Source organism: Paraurantiacibacter namhicola (assembly GCF_001687545.1).
Classification (GTDB): Bacteria; Pseudomonadota; Alphaproteobacteria; order Sphingomonadales; family Sphingomonadaceae; genus Paraurantiacibacter; species Paraurantiacibacter namhicola.
On sequence record NZ_CP016545.1, the window covers coordinates 2,079,563 to 2,100,611 of the forward strand.

The 21,049-nt window shown below is 65.9% G+C and carries 19 protein-coding genes; 9 read left to right on the forward strand and 10 right to left on the reverse strand.

The annotated features are described in order from the left end of the window. Nucleotides 1-21: 21 nt before the first annotated feature. The 3 genes from A6F65_RS10160 to A6F65_RS10170 all read right to left on the reverse strand — a co-directional run bounded on the left by A6F65_RS10160 (nucleotide 22) and on the right by A6F65_RS10170 (nucleotide 3,038). Nucleotides 22-795 carry a tetratricopeptide repeat protein gene (locus A6F65_RS10160; RefSeq protein ID WP_067790500.1) on the reverse strand — a complete coding sequence of 258 codons (774 nt, stop codon included), beginning with the start codon at nucleotides 793-795 and terminating at the stop codon, nucleotides 22-24. A gap of 163 nt (nucleotides 796-958) precedes the next feature. Then, complete coding sequence (locus A6F65_RS10165) at nucleotides 959-2,095, reverse strand: glycosyltransferase (RefSeq protein ID WP_067788384.1); 1,137 nt, start codon at nucleotides 2,093-2,095, stop codon at nucleotides 959-961. Between the two features lie 13 nt (nucleotides 2,096-2,108). Continuing rightward, entirely contained in the window at nucleotides 2,109-3,038 is a 930-nt protein-coding gene (locus A6F65_RS10170) for an alpha/beta fold hydrolase (RefSeq protein ID WP_237164811.1), read from the reverse strand. A 9-nt stretch (nucleotides 3,039-3,047) separates the two neighbouring features. Here A6F65_RS10170 and A6F65_RS10175 point away from each other — a divergent pair, with 9 nt between their 5' ends. Together A6F65_RS10175 and astD are read left to right on the forward strand one after the other, a co-directional pair. Continuing rightward, nucleotides 3,048-4,460: a protein adenylyltransferase SelO family protein gene (locus A6F65_RS10175; protein ID WP_067788387.1), complete on the forward strand. Its 1,413-nt coding sequence runs from the start codon at nucleotides 3,048-3,050 to the stop codon at nucleotides 4,458-4,460. Between the two features lie 57 nt (nucleotides 4,461-4,517). Beyond that, nucleotides 4,518-5,978: a succinylglutamate-semialdehyde dehydrogenase gene (astD, locus tag A6F65_RS10180; protein WP_083989668.1), complete on the forward strand. Its 1,461-nt coding sequence runs from the start codon at nucleotides 4,518-4,520 to the stop codon at nucleotides 5,976-5,978. Here the strand turns inward: astD and A6F65_RS10185 are convergent, their stop codons facing one another. Continuing rightward, nucleotides 5,979-6,656, reverse strand: coding sequence for a hypothetical protein (locus A6F65_RS10185; protein ID WP_237164812.1), 678 nt, complete (start codon nucleotides 6,654-6,656; stop codon nucleotides 5,979-5,981). A 275-nt stretch (nucleotides 6,657-6,931) separates the two neighbouring features. Beyond that, nucleotides 6,932-7,414 (reverse strand): glycine zipper 2TM domain-containing protein, encoded by a 483-nt coding sequence (locus A6F65_RS10190; RefSeq protein WP_157093116.1) that lies wholly within the window; start codon nucleotides 7,412-7,414, stop codon nucleotides 6,932-6,934. A gap of 166 nt (nucleotides 7,415-7,580) precedes the next feature. Here A6F65_RS10190 and rarD point away from each other — a divergent pair, with 166 nt between their 5' ends. After that, on the forward strand, nucleotides 7,581-8,501 hold the full coding sequence (gene rarD, locus A6F65_RS10195; protein WP_083989441.1) for an EamA family transporter RarD: 921 nt from the start codon (nucleotides 7,581-7,583) through the stop codon (nucleotides 8,499-8,501). Here the strand turns inward: rarD and pyrC are convergent. Further along, nucleotides 8,498-9,535 carry a dihydroorotase gene (pyrC, locus tag A6F65_RS10200; protein ID WP_067788395.1) on the reverse strand — a complete coding sequence of 346 codons (1,038 nt, stop codon included), beginning with the start codon at nucleotides 9,533-9,535 and terminating at the stop codon, nucleotides 8,498-8,500. The two genes, rarD and pyrC, sit on opposite strands and share 4 nt — an antisense overlap. A gap of 11 nt (nucleotides 9,536-9,546) precedes the next feature. Beyond that, on the reverse strand, nucleotides 9,547-10,380 hold the full coding sequence (locus A6F65_RS10205; protein WP_067788397.1) for a patatin-like phospholipase family protein: 834 nt from the start codon (nucleotides 10,378-10,380) through the stop codon (nucleotides 9,547-9,549). 37 nt (nucleotides 10,381-10,417) lie between these two features. Between A6F65_RS10205 and ygfZ the strand changes: the two genes are divergently transcribed. Further along, nucleotides 10,418-11,152: a CAF17-like 4Fe-4S cluster assembly/insertion protein YgfZ gene (ygfZ, locus tag A6F65_RS10210; protein WP_067788399.1), complete on the forward strand. Its 735-nt coding sequence runs from the start codon at nucleotides 10,418-10,420 to the stop codon at nucleotides 11,150-11,152. A 3-nt stretch (nucleotides 11,153-11,155) separates the two neighbouring features. Here the strand turns inward: ygfZ and A6F65_RS10215 are convergent, their stop codons facing one another. After that, the gene (locus tag A6F65_RS10215) at nucleotides 11,156-11,758 is read right to left on the reverse strand and encodes a TetR/AcrR family transcriptional regulator (protein WP_067788401.1); all 603 of its coding nucleotides are present in this window, start codon (nucleotides 11,756-11,758) and stop codon (nucleotides 11,156-11,158) included. Between the two features lie 50 nt (nucleotides 11,759-11,808). On the opposite strand from A6F65_RS10215, the gene A6F65_RS10220 reads away from it, so the two are divergent. Then, a complete protein-coding gene (locus A6F65_RS10220; RefSeq protein WP_067788403.1) occupies nucleotides 11,809-12,693 on the forward strand; it encodes a metal-dependent hydrolase in 885 nt (294 codons plus the stop codon). Nucleotides 12,694-12,842: 149 nt separating this feature from the next. Here the strand turns inward: A6F65_RS10220 and A6F65_RS10225 are convergent, their stop codons facing one another. After that, nucleotides 12,843-15,152, reverse strand: coding sequence for a TonB-dependent receptor (locus tag A6F65_RS10225; RefSeq protein ID WP_067788405.1), 2,310 nt, complete (start codon nucleotides 15,150-15,152; stop codon nucleotides 12,843-12,845). 121 nt (nucleotides 15,153-15,273) lie between these two features. Between A6F65_RS10225 and A6F65_RS10230 the strand changes: the two genes are divergently transcribed. The 3 genes from A6F65_RS10230 to A6F65_RS10240 all read left to right on the forward strand — a co-directional run bounded on the left by A6F65_RS10230 (nucleotide 15,274) and on the right by A6F65_RS10240 (nucleotide 19,474). Continuing rightward, on the forward strand, nucleotides 15,274-15,561 hold the full coding sequence (locus tag A6F65_RS10230; RefSeq protein WP_067788407.1) for a hypothetical protein: 288 nt from the start codon (nucleotides 15,274-15,276) through the stop codon (nucleotides 15,559-15,561). A gap of 128 nt (nucleotides 15,562-15,689) precedes the next feature. After that, nucleotides 15,690-16,493 carry a phosphoribosylaminoimidazolesuccinocarboxamide synthase gene (purC, locus tag A6F65_RS10235; protein WP_067790509.1) on the forward strand — a complete coding sequence of 268 codons (804 nt, stop codon included), beginning with the start codon at nucleotides 15,690-15,692 and terminating at the stop codon, nucleotides 16,491-16,493. A 62-nt stretch (nucleotides 16,494-16,555) separates the two neighbouring features. Beyond that, nucleotides 16,556-19,474, forward strand: a complete 2,919-nt coding sequence (locus A6F65_RS10240) for a M16 family metallopeptidase (RefSeq protein WP_083989443.1) — start codon at nucleotides 16,556-16,558, stop codon at nucleotides 19,472-19,474. A 3-nt stretch (nucleotides 19,475-19,477) separates the two neighbouring features. Here A6F65_RS10240 and A6F65_RS10245 read toward each other — a convergent pair whose 3' ends face one another. After that, nucleotides 19,478-20,644 (reverse strand): bifunctional alpha/beta hydrolase/OsmC family protein, encoded by a 1,167-nt coding sequence (locus A6F65_RS10245; protein ID WP_237164813.1) that lies wholly within the window; start codon nucleotides 20,642-20,644, stop codon nucleotides 19,478-19,480. Nucleotides 20,645-20,810: 166 nt separating this feature from the next. Here A6F65_RS10245 and purS point away from each other — a divergent pair, with 166 nt between their 5' ends. Beyond that, nucleotides 20,811-21,047 carry a phosphoribosylformylglycinamidine synthase subunit PurS gene (gene purS, locus A6F65_RS10250; RefSeq protein ID WP_067788409.1) on the forward strand — a complete coding sequence of 79 codons (237 nt, stop codon included), beginning with the start codon at nucleotides 20,811-20,813 and terminating at the stop codon, nucleotides 21,045-21,047. Nucleotides 21,048-21,049 lie beyond the last annotated feature (2 nt).

The window sequence follows — 21,049 nt, forward strand, 5'->3', positions numbered from 1 at the left end:
TGGCATTTCCTTGGTCGGGCGTCAGCCGGCGGTGCCGGCCGTCTCGCCGCCGAATTCTTCCAGCGTGCTGTCTACATCCTCGACAGCGTCGTAGCCCAGCACGCCAGCCATCTGGCGCGCGCGGGCCCGCAGGCTGGCGGGCACGGTTTCATCCTGCGCAATCTGCGCGAAAAGCGGTCCGGCAAGGTCTTCCTTGCCCTGTTCCAGGTAAGCCATGGCCACCAGTTCCCCGGCGGATCCGAAATAGGCGTTGCCCGGCACGGCCAGCGGCTTCAGCTTGGTCACCACTTCGGCCTTGTCCATCGCATCGTAATTCGCCGCGACGGAGCGGATCAGCGCGAGGTCGGCCAGCGGCTTGGGTGTTTCGGGATCGGCGGCCACGGCGGCGAACATCTCTGCGGCCTGCGCAGGCTGGCCGTCCTGTGCGGCAATGCCTGCCTGCAGCATGGCAGCCGCAGCGGCCGGGCCGGGCGCGCCGTCGGCAAGGGCGGCCAGTTCGCTCTTGGCAGTGGCGAGATTGCCCGCCTCCAGCTCGTCCAGCGCGCCGATCAGCGCTTCGGAATTACCTTCCATCGCGCCTTCGTTCTGACCCTGCCAGTACAGGAAACCGGCAAAGGCCAGCAGGCCCGCAACCAGCACACCGATAACGATCTTGCCGTATTTCTGGGCGAACTGCGCCGCATCGTCCTGACGAACCGCATCGTCCACTTCGCGCAGCAGCATGTCCTGCTCCGCATCGGTGGCCTTGGCTTTCTTTTCCTCGGTCGTCTTGGGTGTCTTGGGGGTCAGGGCCACGGGGGCGTTCATCCTCGGCAATATGGCGTTTCGCCGCGCTGTTTAGCGCATGGCCCACGCAATTCAATCTTTGCGAGGCACTGTCTCCCCCGCAGCGTGAATGGCGGATGAAAGCGGCGTCATGGCTGCAGTCACCGCCAAGGCGCGTGCCCTGCCCGCAATTTCAGGGGTTGCGGCCCATTATCCCCCAATACAGCGCGCGGTAGCGTTCGATCATCGTCTTCGCGTCATATTCGGCGCGGGCCTTGCGCTTGTTGGCCTTGCCCAGCCGCTCGCGCAGGGCATCATCACCTGCCAGCGCGGCCAGCGCCGGGGCGAGGTTCTCGCCAACCGGCGGGGCGACGATGAATTCGGCCTGCTCCTCCGCCACCATGCCCGCGACATCGCCCACATCGGGCGCCGCAACGGGCACGCCCGCAGCCATCGCCTCGATCACGGAGATGGGCTGCTGTTCGGATTCGCTGGAGAGCGCAAAAATATCGAATAGCCCCACGATCCGCGCGGGATCATCGACAAAGCCCGGCAGGTGGACGCGGTGCTCCACGCCCAGCCGGTCCGCCTCCGCCTCGATCGCGGCGCGTTCTGGCCCCTCACCGGCGATAACCAAATTCCATTCTTCCGGAAGGGCGGCAAAGGCGCGGACCATGGCGGGCAGGTTCTTCACCGCACGGAGCCCGGCCAGCGTGCCTACCCACTTTTCGCCCTTGCGCTTGATCAGCGATGGCAGGGCGTCCGCTTTCGGCGCGCGGGAGAAGGCACCCACGTCGATGCCATTGGGGATGCGGCGGACCTTGGTGCGCGGCAATTCCCAGGTCTCCAGCGCCACGCGTTCCAGCGTCTCACTCGGCACGACCAGCGCGGCGCAGCGCCCCAGCGCGATGCGGCGGAAGAAATTGCGGCGCTTCTTCAGGCGCTTGGCCTCATCCTCGTTGAAGCCATCCTCGTGATGGACCAGCGGCGGCAGGCGGTAGACATCGGCGAATAGCGTGTGCGCCATCGCCGCATCCATCGCGCCCCAATTGTAAGTCAGGATCAGGTCGAAACCGGCCATGGCGGCGGCGATCTTCTTCAGGCGGCCCGGCCATGGCTTGCCCGTCAGCGCCGGGAAGTCCTTCGGGAAGGTGACATTGCCCAGCCCCTGCAACAAGCGCGCCGCGCCCATCCGCTCCGGATCGCCGCTGACGATGACATGGTCCGCCTTCGGGAAGGCGCGCACCAACTGGACGCAGCGCAGTTCCTTGCCGCCGGGATCGAAGCCGGAATGGACATGCAGCATACGCGGGCGTTGGTTGGGTTTCATTTGCGGCTCGTCTTCATGTGGCGACCCGTGCCAGGAGGCTGGCGATGGCGGCCTGCGCCTCCGGCTCCTCCAGCGTGGAAGCATGGCCGGTCTGCGGTATCAGCGCCACGTCCATGCCATCGATATCGGCGGCCATGTGCGCGGCAGTCTCGGCGCTCAGCAGGTCGGACAATTCGCCGTGTAGCAACAGGCCGGGCCTGCCGCCCAGCGCCTTGAAAGCGGGCCACAGATCGGCCGTCTCCTTCTCGCCATCGCGCACGAAGGGCTCTGCGATCTTCATGTCGTAATCGAAGGCGATGCGGCCATTGTTGCCCACCACCATCATGCGCTTGGCGTGCTGCAGCCAGGCAGCAATGTCGAAGCCAGGGTGGTCCGCCCGCGCCTGTTCGCGCAGCGCCCGCGCGGCGTGCATCCATGTGGGGAAGCTGCGGCCGAGGCCGACATATTCGCCGATCCGCTCCAGCCCTGCCTTCTCCACGACCGGGCCGATATCGTTCAGCACCACGCCCTTCATCCGGCTGCCGTCGCGCGCCGCCATCAGCGCCAGCATCAGCCCGCCCATGGACGTGCCCACACCGACATATTCTTCGAGCGAGAGGTGCCCCAGCAGCGCATCGACATCGGCAAGATAATTGGGAATGCGATAGGTTTCCGGGTCGCGCGCGTAATCGCTCATCCCCCGCCCGCGCATCTCAGGCACTATCAGCCGCCACTCGCCCGCAAAGGCATCGGCCAGGGGGCCGAAATCGCGCGCATTGCGGGTCAGGCCGTGCAGGCACAGCAGTGCCGGGCGGTCCGCGCGCCCGGCATAATCGCGAAAGCTCAGCGTCAGACCATCGGCCGTTTCCCACGTACCGATAGTGTAGATTTCGTCGCTGCCGGCGATGGCCTGTCCCCTGCTCGAATCCGCACATGCCTTGTTACGGCGGGCATGCGGGGCCACTAATGCCAGATGCGCCCCGAACCGCAAGCTGCCGATTACCGGCCTGACACGCCGATACAGGCAATCGCCGACTGGCTGGCCGATCCCGTGGAGGCGGCGGATTTCCCGCAGGCCATCCCGCGCTTCCGCAATTCCCGGCATGACAAGACGGTGGGGCTGGACGGGTTGGACGAGGCGGCGTGGCTTGCCCACTTCGCGCGGTTCGAACCGCTGGAGGGCAACCTGCCGCGCCCGCTGGCCCTGCGCTATCACGGCCACCAGTTCCGCGTGTACAATCCCGATATTGGCGACGGGCGCGGCTTCCTGTTTGCGCAGTTGCGCGATGCGGGAGGCCGCCTGCTGGACCTTGGGACCAAGGGCAGCGGCACCACGCCCTACAGCCGCACGGCCGACGGACGCCTGACGCTGCGCGGCGCGATTCGCGAAATCCTGGCGACGGAGATGCTCGAGGCGCTGGGGGCAAATACCTCCAAGACCTTTGCCGTGATCGAGACGGGCGAGGTGCTGGAGCGGCATGACGAGCCGCCGCCGGTCCGCTCCGCCGTGATGACACGGCTGAGCCACGGCCACATCCGCATCGGCAGTTTCCAGCGGCTCGCTGACCTTGGCGAGCGGGAGAACCTGGCCGCCCTGGTTAATTATTGCCTGGAGCATTATCCCGGCCCCGAAGCGCCCGCCGATGCGCCGGAGGGTGATGTCCCTGCCGTAAAGTTGCTGCACCAGGTGGTGGAACGGCTGGCCGATCTTGCCGCATCCTACATGGCCGCCGGCTTCGTTCACGGCGTGCTCAACACCGACAATATGAACATCACGGGCGAAAGCTTCGATTACGGCCCGTGGCGCTTCCTGCCGCAATGGGATCCCGGCTTTACGGCCGCCTATTTCGACCATTCGGGCCTTTATGCATTCGGCCGCCAACCGGAAGCGATCCACTGGAATTGCGCGCAATTGGCCATCGCACTGCGCCCGCTGGTGGAGGCCCCGCCTTTGGTGGCCGCGATCGAGCGGTTTCCAGCGCTCTACGGCGCGGCGCTGGCCCGGCGCTGGTGCTGGCGGCTGGGCGTGGAAAGCCGCGGCGCGGCGCAGGATGCCGCCCTCGTCTCCGCCTGCGAGCGGGCGATAAAGGCGGGCGCGCTTGCCCCGCATGAACTTTTCCACCGCCACCGCTTCGGCGCGCATGCCGAGGGCGAGCTGGCAGAGGCGCTGGAAGGCCGCGAATCCGTGGGTCCGCAGAGCGAATATTGGCAGGCGGCCGAGCCGGAAGGACTGGAGATCGGCGAGGTGAACGACGTCCTCGATGCCTGCTGCCTGCGCGACGACTGGGACGTGCTGGATCGCAAGGTTTCCGCCATCCGCGCGCTGGGCAACGCGCTTGGCCCTGCGCCGGAGCCGTCCGGCCATGCCAACCGATTGCGGAAATAGGTTTTTGGCCCTAGATGGCGCCTCACGAATTTGCCGGGTCTTCGCCCGGCCTCAGAGATTAGCGCGCCGCGCAATGGCTGCTGGCGTTGGGGGAATGTCCGGGTGAGCCTTCAGGAAATTGTTTCGACCGAACCCGCAACGGGTGAGGAAATCTGGCGCAGCCGTGTGGGGAATGTCGAGGAATGCGTCGACCGCGCGCGCCGCGCCTGGCCTGCATGGGCCGCGCAGCCGCTGGCAAAGCGCATCGAACTCGTGCGCCGCTTCGCCAATGAAGTGCGCAAGGTGCAGGAAGAGCTCGCCGAACTGATCGCGCGCGAGACGGGCAAGCCCCTGTGGGAAGCCCGCACCGAAGTGGAAGCGGTGATCGGCAAGGTCGAGATTTCCGTGCGCGCCTATGCCGACCGTACGGGGCAGCGCAAACTCGACAGCGCGCTGCAGGGCACGGCAGCCCTGCGTCACAAGCCGCACGGCGTGATGGCTGTGCTGGGGCCGTACAACTTTCCCGCTCACCTGCCCAACGGACACATCGTGCCAGCATTGATCGCCGGCAACACCATCGTCTTCAAGCCCAGCGAGAAGACGCCGGCCGTGGGCGAGCTGCTGATCAAGTGCTTCCACAAGGCGGGCATCAGCGCCGCCGTAGTGCAGATGATCGTGGGCGGCCCGAACGAGGGCAAGGAACTGGTCGCGCATCCCGGTGTGGACGGCGTCCTCTTCACGGGCAGCGCCACGGCGGGCATTGCCATCAACAAGAAGCTGGCAACCAACCCTGGCAAGATCCTGGCGCTGGAAATGGGCGGCAACAACCCCATCGTGATGTGGGACACTCCCAAGGTTTCCGACGCGGCGGCGCTGGTCATCCAGTCCGCCTTCACCTCTGCCGGGCAGCGCTGCACGGCGGCACGCCGCATGATCGTCAAAGCCAGCATCTATGACGAGGTCGTGGGCGCGGTGAAGACGCTTGCCTCGCGCATCATCATCGGCGCGCCCTTCGACGATCCCGCCCCATTCATGGGCCCGGTGATCGATAACGAGGCGGCAGACCAGCTGACCGAGAGCTTCCTTTACCTGATGTCCCACGGCGGCAAGGCGATCAGCCACATGCGCCGCCCACGCGAGGGCCTGCCCTTCGTGACCCCGGGCATCATCGACACCACCGCCATGGCAGACCGGCCCGACGTGGAACTGTTCGGCCCGCTGCTGCAGATCATCAAGGTGGACGAATTCGACGAGGCGATTGCCGAGGCGAACAACACGCGCTTCGGCCTGTCCGCCAGCCTGATCGGCGGCAGTCCGGCCGAATACAGCCGCTTCTGGGCCAATATCCGCGCCGGTATCGTCAACTGGAACCGCCCGACCAACGGGGCATCTTCTGCCGCGCCGTTCGGCGGTGTGGGCCTGTCGGGCAACCATCGCCCGGCGGCCTTCTATGCTGCGGATTACTGCGCCTATCCGGTCACCAGCACGGAAATGGAACAGCCGCGAGCCAGTGTGGGCGTGGGGTTCAAGGAAAGCTGATCAGCCGCCGCTGACCACCATGTCCACTTCCGTCGCGCCTGTGGGCAGCGTGCGGGCATAGATCACGTAGGACGCGCGGCCCTTCACGCCGCCCAGCACATTGTCGCCGCCTTCCCTCACATGCTGCGCGCTGTAACCGGCGGCCGTGGCGCGCGTGTAGTAGAAGCTGGTCACGTCATCGATGTCGACGGGCGTCTGGAAGTTTACCACGCGAAGGGCACAGCCATTGCCGTCCGTCCCGGCGGCTTCCTGCACGGCGCTGCGCGGATAGACGGGGAAAGCAGCGGGAAGGCGCGCCGCCCATTTCGCGGTGTAATTCACGTCTTCGGCGCAATTCCTGTTGCCTCCCGGAGCAGCCGCAGCGCGTGCGGCGGCGGTCAGGGCAGCGGATTCCGGCAGGGCCCCGCTCACCTCTTTCGGTTCCGGCGCCTTGCGCATAGCGCCCGTGCCGCCGACCAGCTCTATGGCCTCCTGCCGCGCGGCGGAGATGGTATCGACGTCCATGTCCAGCGCCGGGATTGAGCCATCGGGCGCGGAGACCGAAGCGACGTTCGCCGCCTGGTTCTGTCCGACGAGGTCGGGATCGACCATGATCTGTTCGGCAAGCGCGCCGTCCAGCAGCGGATCGCTGTCAGGCTGCGGCTTCACCGGCTCATCACCGCCACCGCAGGCAGACAAGGCCAGCAGGGCGACAGGTATTACAAGATTGGCAAATCGGGCCACGGCTTTGCTTCCATCGGTTGAGGCAATGCCATAGCGCGGCAGGGGTTAAGGGCGCGTGTGGCCCCAAAAAATCAAGGCGCCCGCCCCTCCGAAGAAAGACGAGCGCCTTGGCGCGACCCCCCACAATACGACCCGTAGGAGCCGCGCAAACGGACCGGCCCAACAGGGGAAGGCCGGCCCGCTAACTTGTTGTAATCAAGACCCTTGGCGGGGTCCGATCGGCAGCCCGATCAGCGGCAACGAACGCCGTCGTCCAGGTTCTTGCCGATGATGGCACCGGCAGCTGCGCCCAGCACGGTCCCGATGGTGCGGTCACCGTTCTTGTCGATCTCGCGGCCCAGCAGCGCGCCCGCTGCGGCACCGATGATCAGCCCGGTCGTCCCGTCGCTCTTGCGGCAATAGACGCGCCCGTCATTCCCGCGCCAGACGCGCGTGTTGCGATAGACCGGCTCGTCATAATAGCGCTGGCCCCGGCGGTCGTAGCGATCGTCGTAGCGGTCGTCATACCGCTCGTAACCGCCGTGGCGATGGCCCCTCTTCCACTTACGGTGGCGGCCATGCTCGGCAATTTCCAAGCCGGGCGCATGCTGGTCCAGCACATGGGTGATGGCAGCAGGCGCGGCAGGCAGCTCGGCCGCCATGGCCGGGGCTGCGGGAAGCGTCAGGGCGGAAGCGGCCAGCGCAAGGCCGGCGGCGGGAAGAAGTTTCGTCATCAGGTGTCTCCTCATCGAGTCTGCGTCTCGAAGGAGTTCATAATTACGCCTGCTTTCCTGAACGCTGGGCAACTCCGCTGTCAGGTTCGGGCTCTTGCGACGAAGCGAAATCTTCCGGCGACGAATTGCTGTTGCGTGCCGCACCGCGCAGGCCTAGCGGCGGCGCGTGGACACCTCCCCCGATCAGCAGCGCGAGTTGAAGCGCGGCCTGTTGCAGGCCCTCGGCGCGCACATGTTCTGGGGTGCGATGCCGCTGTACCTGATCCTGGTGCAGAGCGTGCCGGACGTGGAGTTCGTCGCCTGGCGTATCCTCTTCAGCCTTCCACTGTGCCTGCTGATGCTGCGCTTCACATCCGGGGTTGGCGAGGTGCGCGTGGCCATTCGCGACGGCGCGACGATGCTGCGCCTGCTGGCGAGCGCGGTGCTGATTGCGGTCAATTGGGTCGTCTATGTCTGGGCAATCCACGAAGGGCACGTCCTGGCTGCCAGCCTTGGCTATTACATCACGCCCTTTGTCATGATGCTGCTGGGCCTGGTCCTGCTGCGCGAGCGGCTGGGCACGGTGCAATGGCTGGCCGTGGCGCTGGCGGCGCTGGGCGTGGGTGTGCTGGCCGTGGGCGCGCCGACAACGCTGTGGGTCAGCATCGTGCTCGCCTTCAGCTTCGCTACTTACGGCTTCGTCCGCAAGACGGTGAAGGCTGGTGCGCTGGCCGGGCTGACGCTGGAGACGCTACTGCTGGTTCCGGCGGCGCTGGCCACCGTCCTATATTACGCCTTCCAGCCTGCGGGTTCCGCCCTGCTTCAGGGATGGGACGTCGCGCTGGCCGTGGCCTTTGGCGGGGCGATGACGGCGATCCCGCTGTTCCTCTTCGCATCGGGCGCGCGGCGCCTGCCCTATACGCTGACCGGCTTCGTGCAGTTCACCGCGCCCACCATCGTGTTCATCCTGGGCCTGACGGTCTTCGGCGAAGAGCTGGACCCGGCGCGGCTGCTGGCCTTCGTCGCCATCTGGTGCGCGGTGGGGCTATTCATCGTCTCGATCCTGCGCGGCAGGCGGTCGGCCAAGGCAACGCCGCAGAGGGCCTAGCCCACGAAGCGCCAGCCAATCGTCTCGCCTGCGTGGAACGGCACGACAGGCGTACCGGCCGCATCTATAGTGTCGACCACCTGCACCTCGGCCCGCTCCAGCGTCACCGTGCCTTCGTTCAGCGGCAGGCCGTAGAAGCGCGGGCCGTTCTCGCTGGCAAAAGCCTCGAAATGTTCGAGCGCGCCTTCCTGGTCGAAGACGGTCGCATAGCTTTCCAGCGCATGCGGCGCGTTGAAAATGCCCGCGCAGCCACAGGCGCTTTCCTTGGCCGCGCGGTCATGCGGGGCGCTGTCCGTGCCGAGGAAATACTTGGCCGAACCGCTCGTGACCGCGCGGCGCAGGGCAAGGCGGTGCTCCTCGCGCTTGGCCACCGGCAGGCAGTAGGCATGCGGGCGGATGCCGCCCACCAGCATGGCGTTGCGATTGATCCAGAGATGCTGCGGCGTGACCGTGGCGGCGACCTGCGGGCCGCTCGCATCCACGAAATCGACCGCGTCCGAAGTGGTGATGTGTTCGAACACCACCTTCAGCTGCGGCAGGCGCTCCACCAGCAGGGCGAGCGTGCGGTCGATGAATTCCTTCTCGCGGTCGAACACGTCGACATGCGCATCGGTCACCTCGCCATGCACGCACAGGACCATGCCGATCTCGGCCATCCGCTCCAGCACCGGCATGATATTCGCCACATCCGTCACGCCGTGCGCGGAGTTCGTCGTGGCATTGGCAGGGTACAGCTTGGCGGCGGTGAAGACGCCGTTCGCGAAGCCTTCGGCCACGTCCGCCGGATCGGTGTCGTCGGTCAGGTAACAGGTCATCAGCGGCGTGAAGGCCATGCTTTCGGGCACGGCTGCCATGATACGCGCACGGTAATCGGCGGCGCGGTGGCGGTCGGTGACCGGGGGCGAGAGATTGGGCATCACGATCGCACGGGCGAACTGGCGCGCGGTATAAGGCGCGACGCCGCGCAGGATATCGCCATCGCGAAGGTGAACGTGCCAGTCGTCTGGGCGGCGGATTGTCAGCGTGTCGGTCATCGCGCCCTTCCCTAGTCTGCCGTGTCCCCGCTTGCCAGCCAGCTTTTGGCGTCACGCACGCCCTGGTCCCACGTCTGCTGCACCTTATCCGGCTGCGTGAAGTCGATCTTATCCGCCGCCACCGCCTCGCTCGGCATCACATAGGTGCGGCCCGGCACATCGGGGCAATTGTCATACCGGCTGGTCATCAGGACGAATGTGCGCCCCTCATCGGGCTGGGGCATGGGCGCCTTGTCATGCATGCCGCCATCCAGCACGCGGCGCCCTTCCCACACGGGCACGTCGAACACGGGCGGGATGGTGGCAGCGGCGACGATCAGGTCCACCAGCGTGCCCTGCCGCGCCGCGGCCCGCGCATCGACGCACAGGTTCTGCAGGCCCAGCGCGCGCGGCCATTCCAGGTGCGGGGTGGAGCGCACGTTCTGGTCCGCCTTGTATGCCACCAGCATCAGCGCCGCCATCAGCTTGGCCGGCATCCAGCGCGGCGGGGCGGAAAGGAAAATCTGGAAGGAAGGCCCGTCGCAGATCCGCTCGATCGCGCGCGCATCCAGCGCGGTTTCCACCACCGCGCGGTACACTTCCTCGTGCGGCGTATAATTGCTCTTGCCTGCCGCGATGTTGCTCTGCGTGTGGCGGAATGCCTCGTCCATCACGGCGCGCAGGTCCGTCTCCACGCCGCCGATCCACGCGGCGCCCGACAGAGCGCCGCCGGATACACCCGAGATGCGCTGGGGCGCGAAGGCCTCGATATCGCCGAGCTCGGACAGGAAGCCGCCATGCCAGAAGCAGCGGATGCCGCCGCCGCTGAAAACGACCTGGGCGAATTGTGAGGGATCGAATGCCATCCCTTCCCTTAGGCGGCCCGCCCCCTATGTGTAACCCATGACCGCCACCCGATTGACCGCCCGCGCCGTGGTGCGCGTTTCCGCCACCGATGCAGGCGAGGATCCGCGTGCTTTCCTGCAGGGGCTGGTGACGAACGATGTGAGAGGCGCGCTGCCGGTCTATGCCGCGCTGCTGACACCGCAGGGCAAGACGATGTTCGATTTCCTGGTCTGGGCGGACGGCGACAACGGTGTGCTGCTGGACTGCGAATCGGATGCGGCGGAGGATCTGGCCAAGCGGCTCTCTCTCTACCGCCTGCGCCGCAAACTGGACATCGCGGTGGACCCGGCGCTGGCCGTGCACTGGCAGGCAGGCCAGAACGGCGAAGGCACGCCCGATCCGCGCCTGCCCGCCATGGGACGGCGCTGGCTGGCGGCAGCAGATGTGGCGGATGACACCGCCGACGATGCCTACCGCGCGCACCGCCTTTCGCTCGGCGTGCCGGAAGGGCGCGGCGAAATGGGTGACACGCTGTGGCTGGAAACCAATGCGGTAGAGCTGAACGGCGTCGCCTTCGACAAGGGATGTTATATCGGGCAGGAAAACACCGCGCGCATGAACTGGCGGCAGAAGGTCAACCGGCGGTTGGTGGTGGTCCCACTGGATGCGAGCGAGGAAAAGCGGCGCAAGGCGGCCTATCCCGAGCTCGGCCTGGCAGTCGACCACCTGCGCGTGGCAGACGTCCCTGCCGAACATGCACCCGAATGGATGCGGCTGCACGCCGGGGAATAGCGGCTAGTCCACGCCCTCCACACCGGCCTTCATGAAGCCGGCGATTAGCATGGCTTCGGCCTGTTCGCGCGCCACTTCGCGCCGCACGCCGAGCGAACCGGCAAGCCGCTCGCCCATCAGCGCGTCGCCTAGTGCCAGCAGCACCAGCGTCAGCGTGTTTTCATGCAGCACCGGCTGGGTGCCGGGCAGCGTCTCTTCCGGGTTCAGGTCATCGACCAGCTGGTGGATCGTCTCCACGATTGGATCGAGCGCGTCCTCGTTTCCGCTTGCCAGCATCCAGCTGGCGAGCGCGCCGCCGCCTTCCTTGTCGAAGACATCGAAGGTCAGGTCCACCACCTCGCGCGGGGAGCCTATCCCGGCGCGTGCGGCCCGCACGGCATCGCCGATCGTCTCGCACACCGCCTTGGCCAGGTGCCCTGCCAGCGCTTTCTGCAACCCCGCCGCGCTGCCGAAGTGATGGAGCAGGTTCGCATGCGTGCGCCCCACCCGGCCCGACACCGCTTTCAGCGTCACAGCCTGCGGCCCGGCTTCCAGCAGCAGCTCCCGCGCGGCCGCCAGCGCCTGAGCGCGGCTTTCCTCGGGAGTTAGGCGTTTCTTTACTGACATAGATGTAAGTATCCATTGACAATCTATTTTGCAGGATGCATCCAAGTCACATGAACGCCCCCTTCCCCCAACCTGTAAAGCGCGGCGAATCGCGCGGCAAGGCTGCGCCCACGCCAGCCGACCTGACGCTCAATGTGCGCGACCGCCGTTTCGGGCGGGGCAGCGAACAGGCGCGCTGGTGGCTGAACGGCGATCCCATCGCAACCGCTTGGTTCAACAGCCTGTCCGCTTGCTTCCCGCGCGGCGAGGGCCTGTTCATCGACGCCGTGCGCCATTTCCGCGAAGGCACGCCGCCCAAGCTGGAGGCTGAAATCCGCGCCTTCATCAAGCAGGAGGTGAACCACACGCGCGAACACGTTGCCTTCAACCGCGCCGCTACGGATGCAGGTTACGACACCAGCCGCATCGAAGCGCGCGTGGAGCACCAGATCGGCTTGTCAAAATCGCGCCCGCCCATCGCTTGGCTGGCCACGACCATCGCGCTGGAACATTTTACCGCCATGTTCGCGCATGAATTCCTGCGCCACCCGCGCCATTTCACCAATGCCGATGTCGAGCAGGCGGAGCTGTGGAAATGGCACGCCGCCGAAGAGATCGAGCACAAGGGCGTCGCATACGACACATGGCTGCACGCCACGCGTGACTGGAGCCGGTTCAAACGCTGGTCCGTCAAGGCGCGGGTCATGGCCATCGTCACCTTCATGTTTGTGCGCAACCGCACCGTCGATGCGCTGGACCTGCTGGAACAGGACGGCATCACCGGCCTGCGGGCGCGCTGGCGGCTGTGGAAATACCTGCTGGTAAAGCCCGGCATCCTGCGCCGCATGGCAGGGCCTTGGGTGTCCTATTTCCTGCCCGGCTTCCACCCGTGGCAGCATGACGACCGCGACCTGATCGCGAAATACGACAGCGAATTCGAAGCGGCGAACCTCTGAGGCGGGCCTTGCCGCCCATCCTTTCGTTTTGTTTCGTCATTGCGAGCAAAGCGAAGCAATCCATCTCCCATGCTCGCTCATAGCGTCGACGGTCGAAGCTGGATTGCCGCGTCGCCTTCGGCTCCTCGCAATGACGGAAACTATTGGCTTTAGAAGGCCACGCCCACTTCCACGCCGATCGTGCGGCCATCCAGCAGCGGGGAGAATGTCCCCGCTGCAGGGCGCGGGTCGAAAGGCGCTGCCACGCCGTTGGAAAACGGCCCGCCGCCGAAGGGCAGCTGCGTGTCCCCGCCGAATTGCACCTCATCCAGCAAATTGCGCCCGAAGATGCGCAGCGTCACATCCGCTTCGCTGCCGCCGAGAAGATAGCTGATCGAGGCATCGAGCCGGTTCGACGCGTCGTTCCAGCCCCAATTGTTGTCCGTATAGGCGTAGCGGCCGCGGTGCTGGAAGCTGGCGTAGAACGACAGGACGTCGCTATCACCGACGCTGGTTTCGTAGCCTACGGATCCGCCCAAGCTCAGCTTCGGCGCGCGCGGCAGTTCCAGCGCCAAATCCGCACCGTCGATCACGCCGTCGCCCGTCAGGTCGAATCGTACTTCCGTATAATCCGCATCCAGCAGGCCCAGATGCGCGCCCAGTTGCAGGCCGATTGCCGGGCGTGCCGTCACTTCCAGCTCCAGCCCGTCGATCCGCGCATCGGCGGTGTTGTAGATCGATTGCGCAAGCCCGCCCGCATTCAAGCTGGGCACGCTGAGTTCGCGCTGCAAATCGTCAACGTAAGTGCGGAAGATTGCGCCGCGCACGGAGAAGTCCCGCGATGGCTGCCAGTTTCCGCCCAGCTCGAATGTGTCCACCCGCTCCTGGTCGAAAGCGAAGGAGCCGAGGCGGGCGCTGACATCCTCGAACTGCGCAGGCTGCGTGATACGCGGGTTATATCCGCCGCTGCGGTGGCCCCGCGCCCAACTGGCGTAGAGCAGCGCGTTCGAGTTCGGCTCGTATTGCAGGGTGATGCTGGGGGACAGCGCCTCCCACGTCCGCTCGTCCTTGAAGCCATTGTTCTCACCCGCGACGCGCGTACCGGTAACGGGGCAGGTCCCGTCGATTGAGGAACAGGCTGCACGCGGGCGCACATAGGTTATCTCGCCGCGCTTCGTCTCGCGCGACCAGCGCAGGCCTGCCTGAACGGCAAGCCCTTGCGTCAGGTATAACGTGCCCTGCGCGAACAGGCCGAGGGAGGTGTGATCCTGCACGCCCCCGCCGAATTGCGGCGCGGCGCCGAAGAAGCTGAGATCGCGCGATTCGTCGTAACCGATCTCCTGGTCCAGCAGGTAGATGCCGGCGATGCCCGTCCAGCCATCTCCGCTAAACCGATAGGTAAGCTCGTTGGACCACTGGCGATGCGCGGTGGCGGTATCGGATTCGAAGATCGGGACCGGCGTGGAATCGATGTCGTTGCGCGTTTCCAGGCTGTAATCGCGATAGCCGAACGTATCGGTGAGCGTGCCCTCGCCCAGCTCTACCTCGGCCTTCACCGTGCCCAGCACGCTGTCGCTGCGATAGAAGCCGCGCTGGTTCACGGCGATTTCGAACGTGTCGCGCGCGAACAGCCCATTGTTATGCGTCGCCGCACCGTCGCCGTGGCTGCCGGTCCATTCCAGCTTGCCGACCACCGATACGTCGGTGGTGTTGAAAGCCAGCCCGCCGCGCAGCACTGTGGTGCGCATCTCACCAAAAGCCTGCCCGTCCACGGAGTTGCGGAAGTATCCCGGATCGCTGGAATGCAGCGCGCCAAGCCGGAAGCTTACCGTGTCGCTGATGGGTCCGGACAGAACAGCGCGGCCCGTGGCTGCCCAGCGTCCGCGTCCGCCATCGACGGGGCCTTCCAGCGTGGCGCGGGCATGGCCTTCCCAGCTCGTAGACGGATCAGCAGTCTGCACCAATACCGCGCCGCCCGTGGTGTTGCGGCCAAAGCTCGTGCCCTGCGGCCCGCGCAGGATTTCCACCCGCTCAACGTCCAGCGCATCGAACACCGTCCCGGCATTCACGCCGATATAGACCCCGTCCACGAACACGCCGACGGTCGGCTCCACGGTGGGGATGGAGCTGTTCACGCCGAGCCCGCGAATGGCGAAGTTGCTCACCCCGCGGAAGGTGCCGATGGGATCGAGCGAGACATTGGGCGCGGAATAGCTGAGGCTTGAGAGATCCGTGAAGGCGCGCGCCTCCAGTTCCTCATCGGTGAAAACCGAAATCCCGCCGGTGTAGTTTTCCAGCGTTTCCAGCCCTTCGCGCGACGCCGTTACGACGATTTCCTGCTTCGTCGGGTGCCAGGTAAGGATTGGTTCCGGCGAATCTGGACGGGGCTTCGCATGCGTTGCCTCATCCTTCGCCGAAGCCGGGATGGCGGCCAGCACCGCCAGCGATACGCCGCAAGCGGCCAGGAAACGCATATTCATCACTGCAACCCCTCGGGAAACTTTGCGCGCCGCCTAACGGCGCACTGGCCTGTATGCAACAGCTTGAAATTAGGCCGGCGTGGGCGTTTAATCGGGACACGGATACCAAGGGGGACCCATCATGAAGAAGCTGATCCTTGTCGCCACGCTTGCAGCCATGGCCACGGCGCCCGCGCAGGCCGCCATCCCGGAAGACGTGGAAACCACAAAGGACATCATGACCATCTGCTCGGCGGGCACGGATTTGATTCTCGCCGGCGGGGATACGGATGCGGAGCTGGCGTTCTATCGCAAGGAGCTGGCCAAGCGCGGCTGGACCGATGCCGCCGATTACAACGACCTGCTGCGCTACTGCATCATGTACAAGGGCGGCTATATCAAGCGGATGGACGAGCAGAAGGCGCAGTAAGCCTGCCAGCGGATTGCGCTGCGCCGCGCGCGCTCGTATAACGCGCGTATCGCCCCGGCCCGCACGCGGCACACGCCGTGCCAGCCGGGGCGCTTCGCGTTTACAAGCTTCTCGAAAAGGCCATGCCCATGTCCCGTCGCCGCCAGATCTACGAAGGCAAGGCCAAGATCCTGTACGAGGGCCCCGAACCGGGCACGCTTATCCAGTATTTCAAGGACGATGCCACCGCCTTCAATGCGGAGAAGAAGGGCACGATCAACGGCAAGGGCGTGATCAACAACCGCGTGAGCGAGTATGTCTTCACCCGCCTCGCCCATATCGGCATCCCCACGCATTTCATCCGCCGCCTGAATATGCGCGAACAGCTGGTCCGGCAGGCGGAGATCATCCCGATCGAAGTCGTGGTGCGCAATGTCGCCGCTGGCTCCATCTGCAAGCGGCTGGGCCTGGAAGAAGGCGAGCCGCTGCCCCACACGCTGCTGGAATATTACTACAAGGACGATGCGCTGGGCGATCCGCTGATCGCGGAAGAACACATCGCCTGTTTCGGCTGGGCCAGTAACGAGGAGATGCAGGACATCGCCGCCATGGCGATCCGCGTGAACGATTTCCTGTGCGGCATGTTTGCCAATGCCAACATCCGCCTGATCGATTTCAAGCTGGAATTCGGCCGCATCTACGATGGCGATTTCAGCCGCGTGATCCTGGCCGACGAGATCAGCCCCGATGGCTGCCGCCTGTGGGACATGGACACGAACGAGAAGCTGGACAAGGACCGCTTCCGCCGTGACCTGGGCGGCGAGGAGGAGGCGTACCAGGAAGTCGCTCGTCGGCTCGGCGTGCTGCAGAACGACGATGGTGGCCCGGGCGAAGTGCTGGACCTGTCCGCCCATCGCAAGCTGCGCGCCAGCCCCCCGCCAAAGAAGAAGTAATCCCCGCAAGGCTGGGGACGCGCCCTTGGCATGGGCGGTGACCTGCCCTTAAGGGCGGGCGCATGATTGCAAAGGTCCTGACTGCCGCCCTGGGTTTCTTCTCGCTGGCGGCCTGCGCCACGATACCGCCTGCCGCCGACGCGCCGCCTGTCCCGGCGGAGGCCTCCGCGCCTGAATCTGGCCATGCAGCAGGGCCGGAAACGGCAGCAGAGGCCGCGCGATGGGCTTTCGAGGGCAGCGACCTGAAACTGGACGCGGCATGGCGATACGGCACGCTGCCCAATGGCATGCGCTACCTCATCCGCCGCAATGCGACCCCTCCCGGCCAGGCGATGGTGCAGATGTACATCGGCTCCGGATCGCTGGCGGAGAGTGAGCAGGAGCGCGGCCTTGCGCATTTCATCGAGCACATGGCCTTCAACGGCAGCTCCAATGTTCCCGAAGGCGAGATGATCAAGCTGCTGGAGCGCGAAGGCCTGGCCTTCGGGGCGGACACCAATGCCAGCACCGGCTTCGACGCCACCATCTACAAGCTGGACCTGCCGCGCGCGGAGGAGGAACTGCTGGACACCGCCCTGTTCCTGATGCGCGAGACGGCGAGCGAGCTGCTGTTCGATCCGGAAGCGGTGGAGCGCGAAAAGGGCGTCCTGCTGTCCGAACGCCGCGCCCGCAACACGTACCAGCTGCGTAATATCGAGAACCGGCTGCAATTTTTCTACCCCGCATCGCACTTCGCGCAGCGCCTGCCCATCGGCACGATTGCGACAATCGAGGGTGCCACGGCGGACGGGCTGCGCGCCATGTGGCAGCGGCTCTATCGCCCCACCAACACCGTGCTGGTGGTGGTCGGCGACTTCGACCCGGACATGGTGGAATCGAAGATCGCGGACCAGTTCGATGACTGGCAGGCGGCGGGCGACGTCACGCCGCCCTCCCCCGGACCGTTCGATTTCGACCGTCCCGGAGAGACGCAGGTCTATGTCGATCCGGCGCTGTCGGAGCGTGTGACCATCGCGCGCACCGGCCCGTGGATTGATCGGCCCGACACTGCCGAGAACCGGCGCATCGGCCTGCTCCAGCGTATCGGATACGGCATCGTCAATCGCCGCCTGCAAAGCCTGTCGCGCAGTGAGGACCCGCCTTTCGCCGATGCCGGCTTCGGAACCTCTGACGTTTTCGAGGAAGCGCGCACCACCAACCTCATCGTCGATACTGCCGTGGGCGGCTGGCAGCGCGGGCTGGCGGCGGCGCAGGCTGAATACCGGCGGGCCCTGCAATTCGGCTTTACCGAGGCCGAGGTTGCGGAACAGCTCGCCAATATCCGCACTGGGTTGGAAAACGCGGCTGCCGGCGCGCAGACTTTCGGCAATGGCTATCACGTGCAGCAGGGGCTGGCCCTCGTGCGGCGCGGCTCCATCCCGACAACGCCGGAAAGCAACCTCGCCCGCTTCGAAGCGATGGTGGACACGATCACCCCTGAGGCCGTGCTAGAGGCCCTGCGCGCCGATGCTATCGCGCTCGGCGATCCGCAGATCCGTTTCGAAGGCCGCACCGGCCCGAAAGGCGGCGAAGCCGCGCTGCGCGAAAGCTGGGATGCGGGCATGCAGGTGGAACTGGCCCCACTGGAAAATACCGGCGCGACCGAGTTTGCTTACACCGATTTCGGCACCCCGGGCACGGTTGTGGAAGATCGCACGGACGAGGCGCTCGGCATCCGCATGATCCGCTTCGAAAACGGCGTGATGCTGAATATCAAGCGCACCGATCTGCAGGAAGACCGCGTCATGGTGCAGGTCAATATCGATGGCGGGCAGATGCTGAATACGCGTGAGAACCCGCTGGCCACGGCCATGGTCCGCGTGCTGCCGCTGGGCGGCCTCGGCCAGCATCCCATCGACGAGCTGCAATCCGTCCTTGCCGGGCGAAGCGTGGGCCTGAACTTCAGCGCGCAGGAGGAGACGTTCCGCTTTTCCGCCACGACCACGCCGCGCGACCTGCAGCTGCAATTGCAGGTCCTGACTGCCGCGCTGACCGACCCCGGTTACCGGCGCGAGGGCGAGATAGTTTACGAGCGGCAGATCCGCGACTTCTTCGCGGCGCGCAATGCCACGCCCAACGCGGCGCTGGGCAACAGCCTTGGCGGCATCATCTCGGACGATGATCCGCGCTTCACCGTGCAGCCGATGGACGATTACCTCGCACTCGACTTCGCGAAATTGCGCAGCGACATGTCGGAGCGGTTCCAGAACGGCGCGATCGAGATCGCCATCGTGGGCGACGTGGATGAGGCGCTGGCTATCGATTACATCGCGCGCACCTTCGGCGCACTGCCGCAGCGCGAAGCCAGCTTCGGCGAATATGCCGGGCGGCGGGACCGCGGCTTCACTGCCGACCGCAGCGCGCGCACCGTGCTGCACGAGGGCCCGGCCGACCAAGCGATCCTGCGCATGAGCTGGCCCGCCACCGATGACAGCGACCTGGAGGAAGCCCTGACGCTGGAAATGCTGGGGCGGGTCATGCGCCTGCGCCTGACAGACGTGCTGCGCGAGGAGCTGGGCCAGACTTACTCACCCGGCGTCAATGTCAGCCTCAGCCGCACTTACACCGGCTACGGCACCTTCAACATCGCGGCTTCTGTGGATGTGGCCCAGGTGGACCCGGCGCGCGAGGCCATGCTGGCCACCGTGAGCGACTTCATCGCCCGTCCGCCCGCCATGGACCTGCTGGAACGCGCCCGCGCACCGCTGCTGGAAACCTATCGCAACCTGCTGTCCAGCAATGCCGGCTGGATGGCGCTGGTCGACCGCGCGCAGACGGAACCGGAGCGCATCGCCCGCTTCGCCCGCGCCCGCGAAGTAGTGATGGCCGTGACGCCGGCAGACTTGCAGGCCGCCGCCGCGAAATACCTCCAGCCGGGTGAGCGGCTGGAAATCACCGTCCTGCCGCGCAGCGTGGTGGAGCCCGAAGGCGCTGCCGAATAGGGCCTAGTCGACGCGCGTCGTGTAAATCCGCAGCTCGCCTTCCAGCGTGCGGTGGACGGGACATTTGTCGGCAATCTCCACCAGCCGGGCGCGCTGCTCGTCGTCCAGCTCTCCGATGATGGTCAGCGCGCGGTCGATGGCCTGGATTGCCTCGCCGTCCTCACAATCCGTGCAGTCCTTGTGATGGTCGCGTGTATGTTCCAAATCCACGATCACCCGCTCCAGCGGCCACTTCTTGCGCTCCGCATACATCTGCATGGTCATGCTGGTGCAGGTTCCCAGCGCAGCGAGCAGCATGTCGTAAGGTGTCGGCCCAAGGTTGTCGCCGCCGTAGCTGGCGGGCTCATCCGCAAGGAATTCATGCGACGGGGTGCGCACGAACTGCGTGAACTTGCCGCCCGCCGTCTCCACCTGCACCGTGCCCGGCAAGTCGCGCGTTTCGGTGGGCGCGGGCGGCAGGTACGCCGCAGCCCATGACGCGATCAGCGCAGCGGCATAAGCCGCATCGCCCTCGCCCGTCAGCAGGTGGTCCGCCCCGTCCAGCGCGATGAAGCTCTTGGGATGCAGCGCCGCCTCGTAAATCTGCCGCGCATTTTCGATCCCCACCAGCTCATCCGTCGGGGCGTGCAGCACCAGCAGCGCCTTGCCCAGTGCCGCCAGCCGCTGCGCCTGCGGCTGCATGCGGCCCTGCTCCAGGAAATCCTTCGATATGCGGAAGGTGCGCGAGGCAATCTCGACCTCGGCTACTCCTTCCTGCTCGATCGTCGCGATGGCATCGCCGAAATGCTGGAAGGAATGGTCGACTTCGAATGGCGCACCCAAAGTCACCACGGCCTGCGCGGAGGCGATATGCTCTGCCGCAGCGATCACCGCCGCCCCGCCCAGCGAGTGGCCGACCAGCACGGCAGGCGGCATGCCCAGCGCCTCCAGCGCCCGCGCGGCGGCCACCAGATCCTCCACATTGGAGGCAAAGCCGGCATTGGCGAACTCGCCCCCGCTGCCGCCCAGCCCTGTGAAGTCGAAGCGCAGCACCGCAATCCCGCGCATGGCCAGCGCTTCCGATATGCGCGTGGCGGCGATGGATTGCTTCGTGCAGGTGAAGCAATGGGCGAAAAGCACCGCGGCAACGGGCGTGCCGATGCGCGGGCGATCGATCCGGCCGTCCAGCACCTGTCCCTACGCGCCCTCGAAGGCAAACCGCTCCGTACGGATCATCGTATCGCTCCATCCAATTTCCTCCCCAATGCACGATATGGGGCGCGCTTGCACCTGCCAGCGGCGCAAGGCATAGGCGGCGGCAGAATCCGGCATATCGCCAGACGTGAAAAGGTGGCCCATGAAAGTCCGTATCCTCGTCAGCCTGAAGCCCGGCGTGCTCGACCCGCAAGGCCGCGCCGTCCATCACGCGCTGGAAGGGCTGGGATTTGCCGGGGTGGATGATGTCCGCATCGGCCGCACGGTGACGCTGGAAGTCGCCGACGACACCAGCGATGCCGCGCTGGAAGAGATGTGCGAGAAGCTGCTCGCCAACACGGTGATCGAGAATTACCGCATCGAAAAGTTGGAGGGCTGAGC

Bases quoted from the DNA above. Each gene is read 5' to 3' on its own strand.
- A6F65_RS10230 (WP_067788407.1), top strand. From the start codon at position 15,274: ATGAAGAAGCTGATCCTTGTCGCCACGCTTGCAGCCATGGCCACGGCG.
- purS (WP_067788409.1), top strand. From the start codon at position 20,811: ATGAAAGTCCGTATCCTCGTCAGCCTGAAGCCCGGCGTGCTCGACCCG.
- A6F65_RS10205 (WP_067788397.1), bottom strand. From the start codon at position 10,380: ATGGCATTCGATCCCTCACAATTCGCCCAGGTCGTTTTCAGCGGCGGC.
- A6F65_RS10190 (WP_157093116.1), bottom strand. From the start codon at position 7,414: ATGACGAAACTTCTTCCCGCCGCCGGCCTTGCGCTGGCCGCTTCCGCC.
- A6F65_RS10165 (WP_067788384.1), bottom strand. From the start codon at position 2,095: ATGAAACCCAACCAACGCCCGCGTATGCTGCATGTCCATTCCGGCTTC.
- ygfZ (WP_067788399.1), top strand. From the start codon at position 10,418: ATGACCGCCACCCGATTGACCGCCCGCGCCGTGGTGCGCGTTTCCGCC.
- A6F65_RS10215 (WP_067788401.1), bottom strand. From the start codon at position 11,758: ATGTCAGTAAAGAAACGCCTAACTCCCGAGGAAAGCCGCGCTCAGGCG.
- pyrC (WP_067788395.1), bottom strand. From the start codon at position 9,535: ATGACCGACACGCTGACAATCCGCCGCCCAGACGACTGGCACGTTCAC.
- A6F65_RS10225 (WP_067788405.1), bottom strand. From the start codon at position 15,152: ATGAATATGCGTTTCCTGGCCGCTTGCGGCGTATCGCTGGCGGTGCTG.
- A6F65_RS10240 (WP_083989443.1), top strand. From the start codon at position 16,556: ATGATTGCAAAGGTCCTGACTGCCGCCCTGGGTTTCTTCTCGCTGGCG.
- A6F65_RS10220 (WP_067788403.1), top strand. From the start codon at position 11,809: ATGAACGCCCCCTTCCCCCAACCTGTAAAGCGCGGCGAATCGCGCGGC.
- purC (WP_067790509.1), top strand. From the start codon at position 15,690: ATGTCCCGTCGCCGCCAGATCTACGAAGGCAAGGCCAAGATCCTGTAC.
- A6F65_RS10175 (WP_067788387.1), top strand. From the start codon at position 3,048: ATGCGCCCCGAACCGCAAGCTGCCGATTACCGGCCTGACACGCCGATA.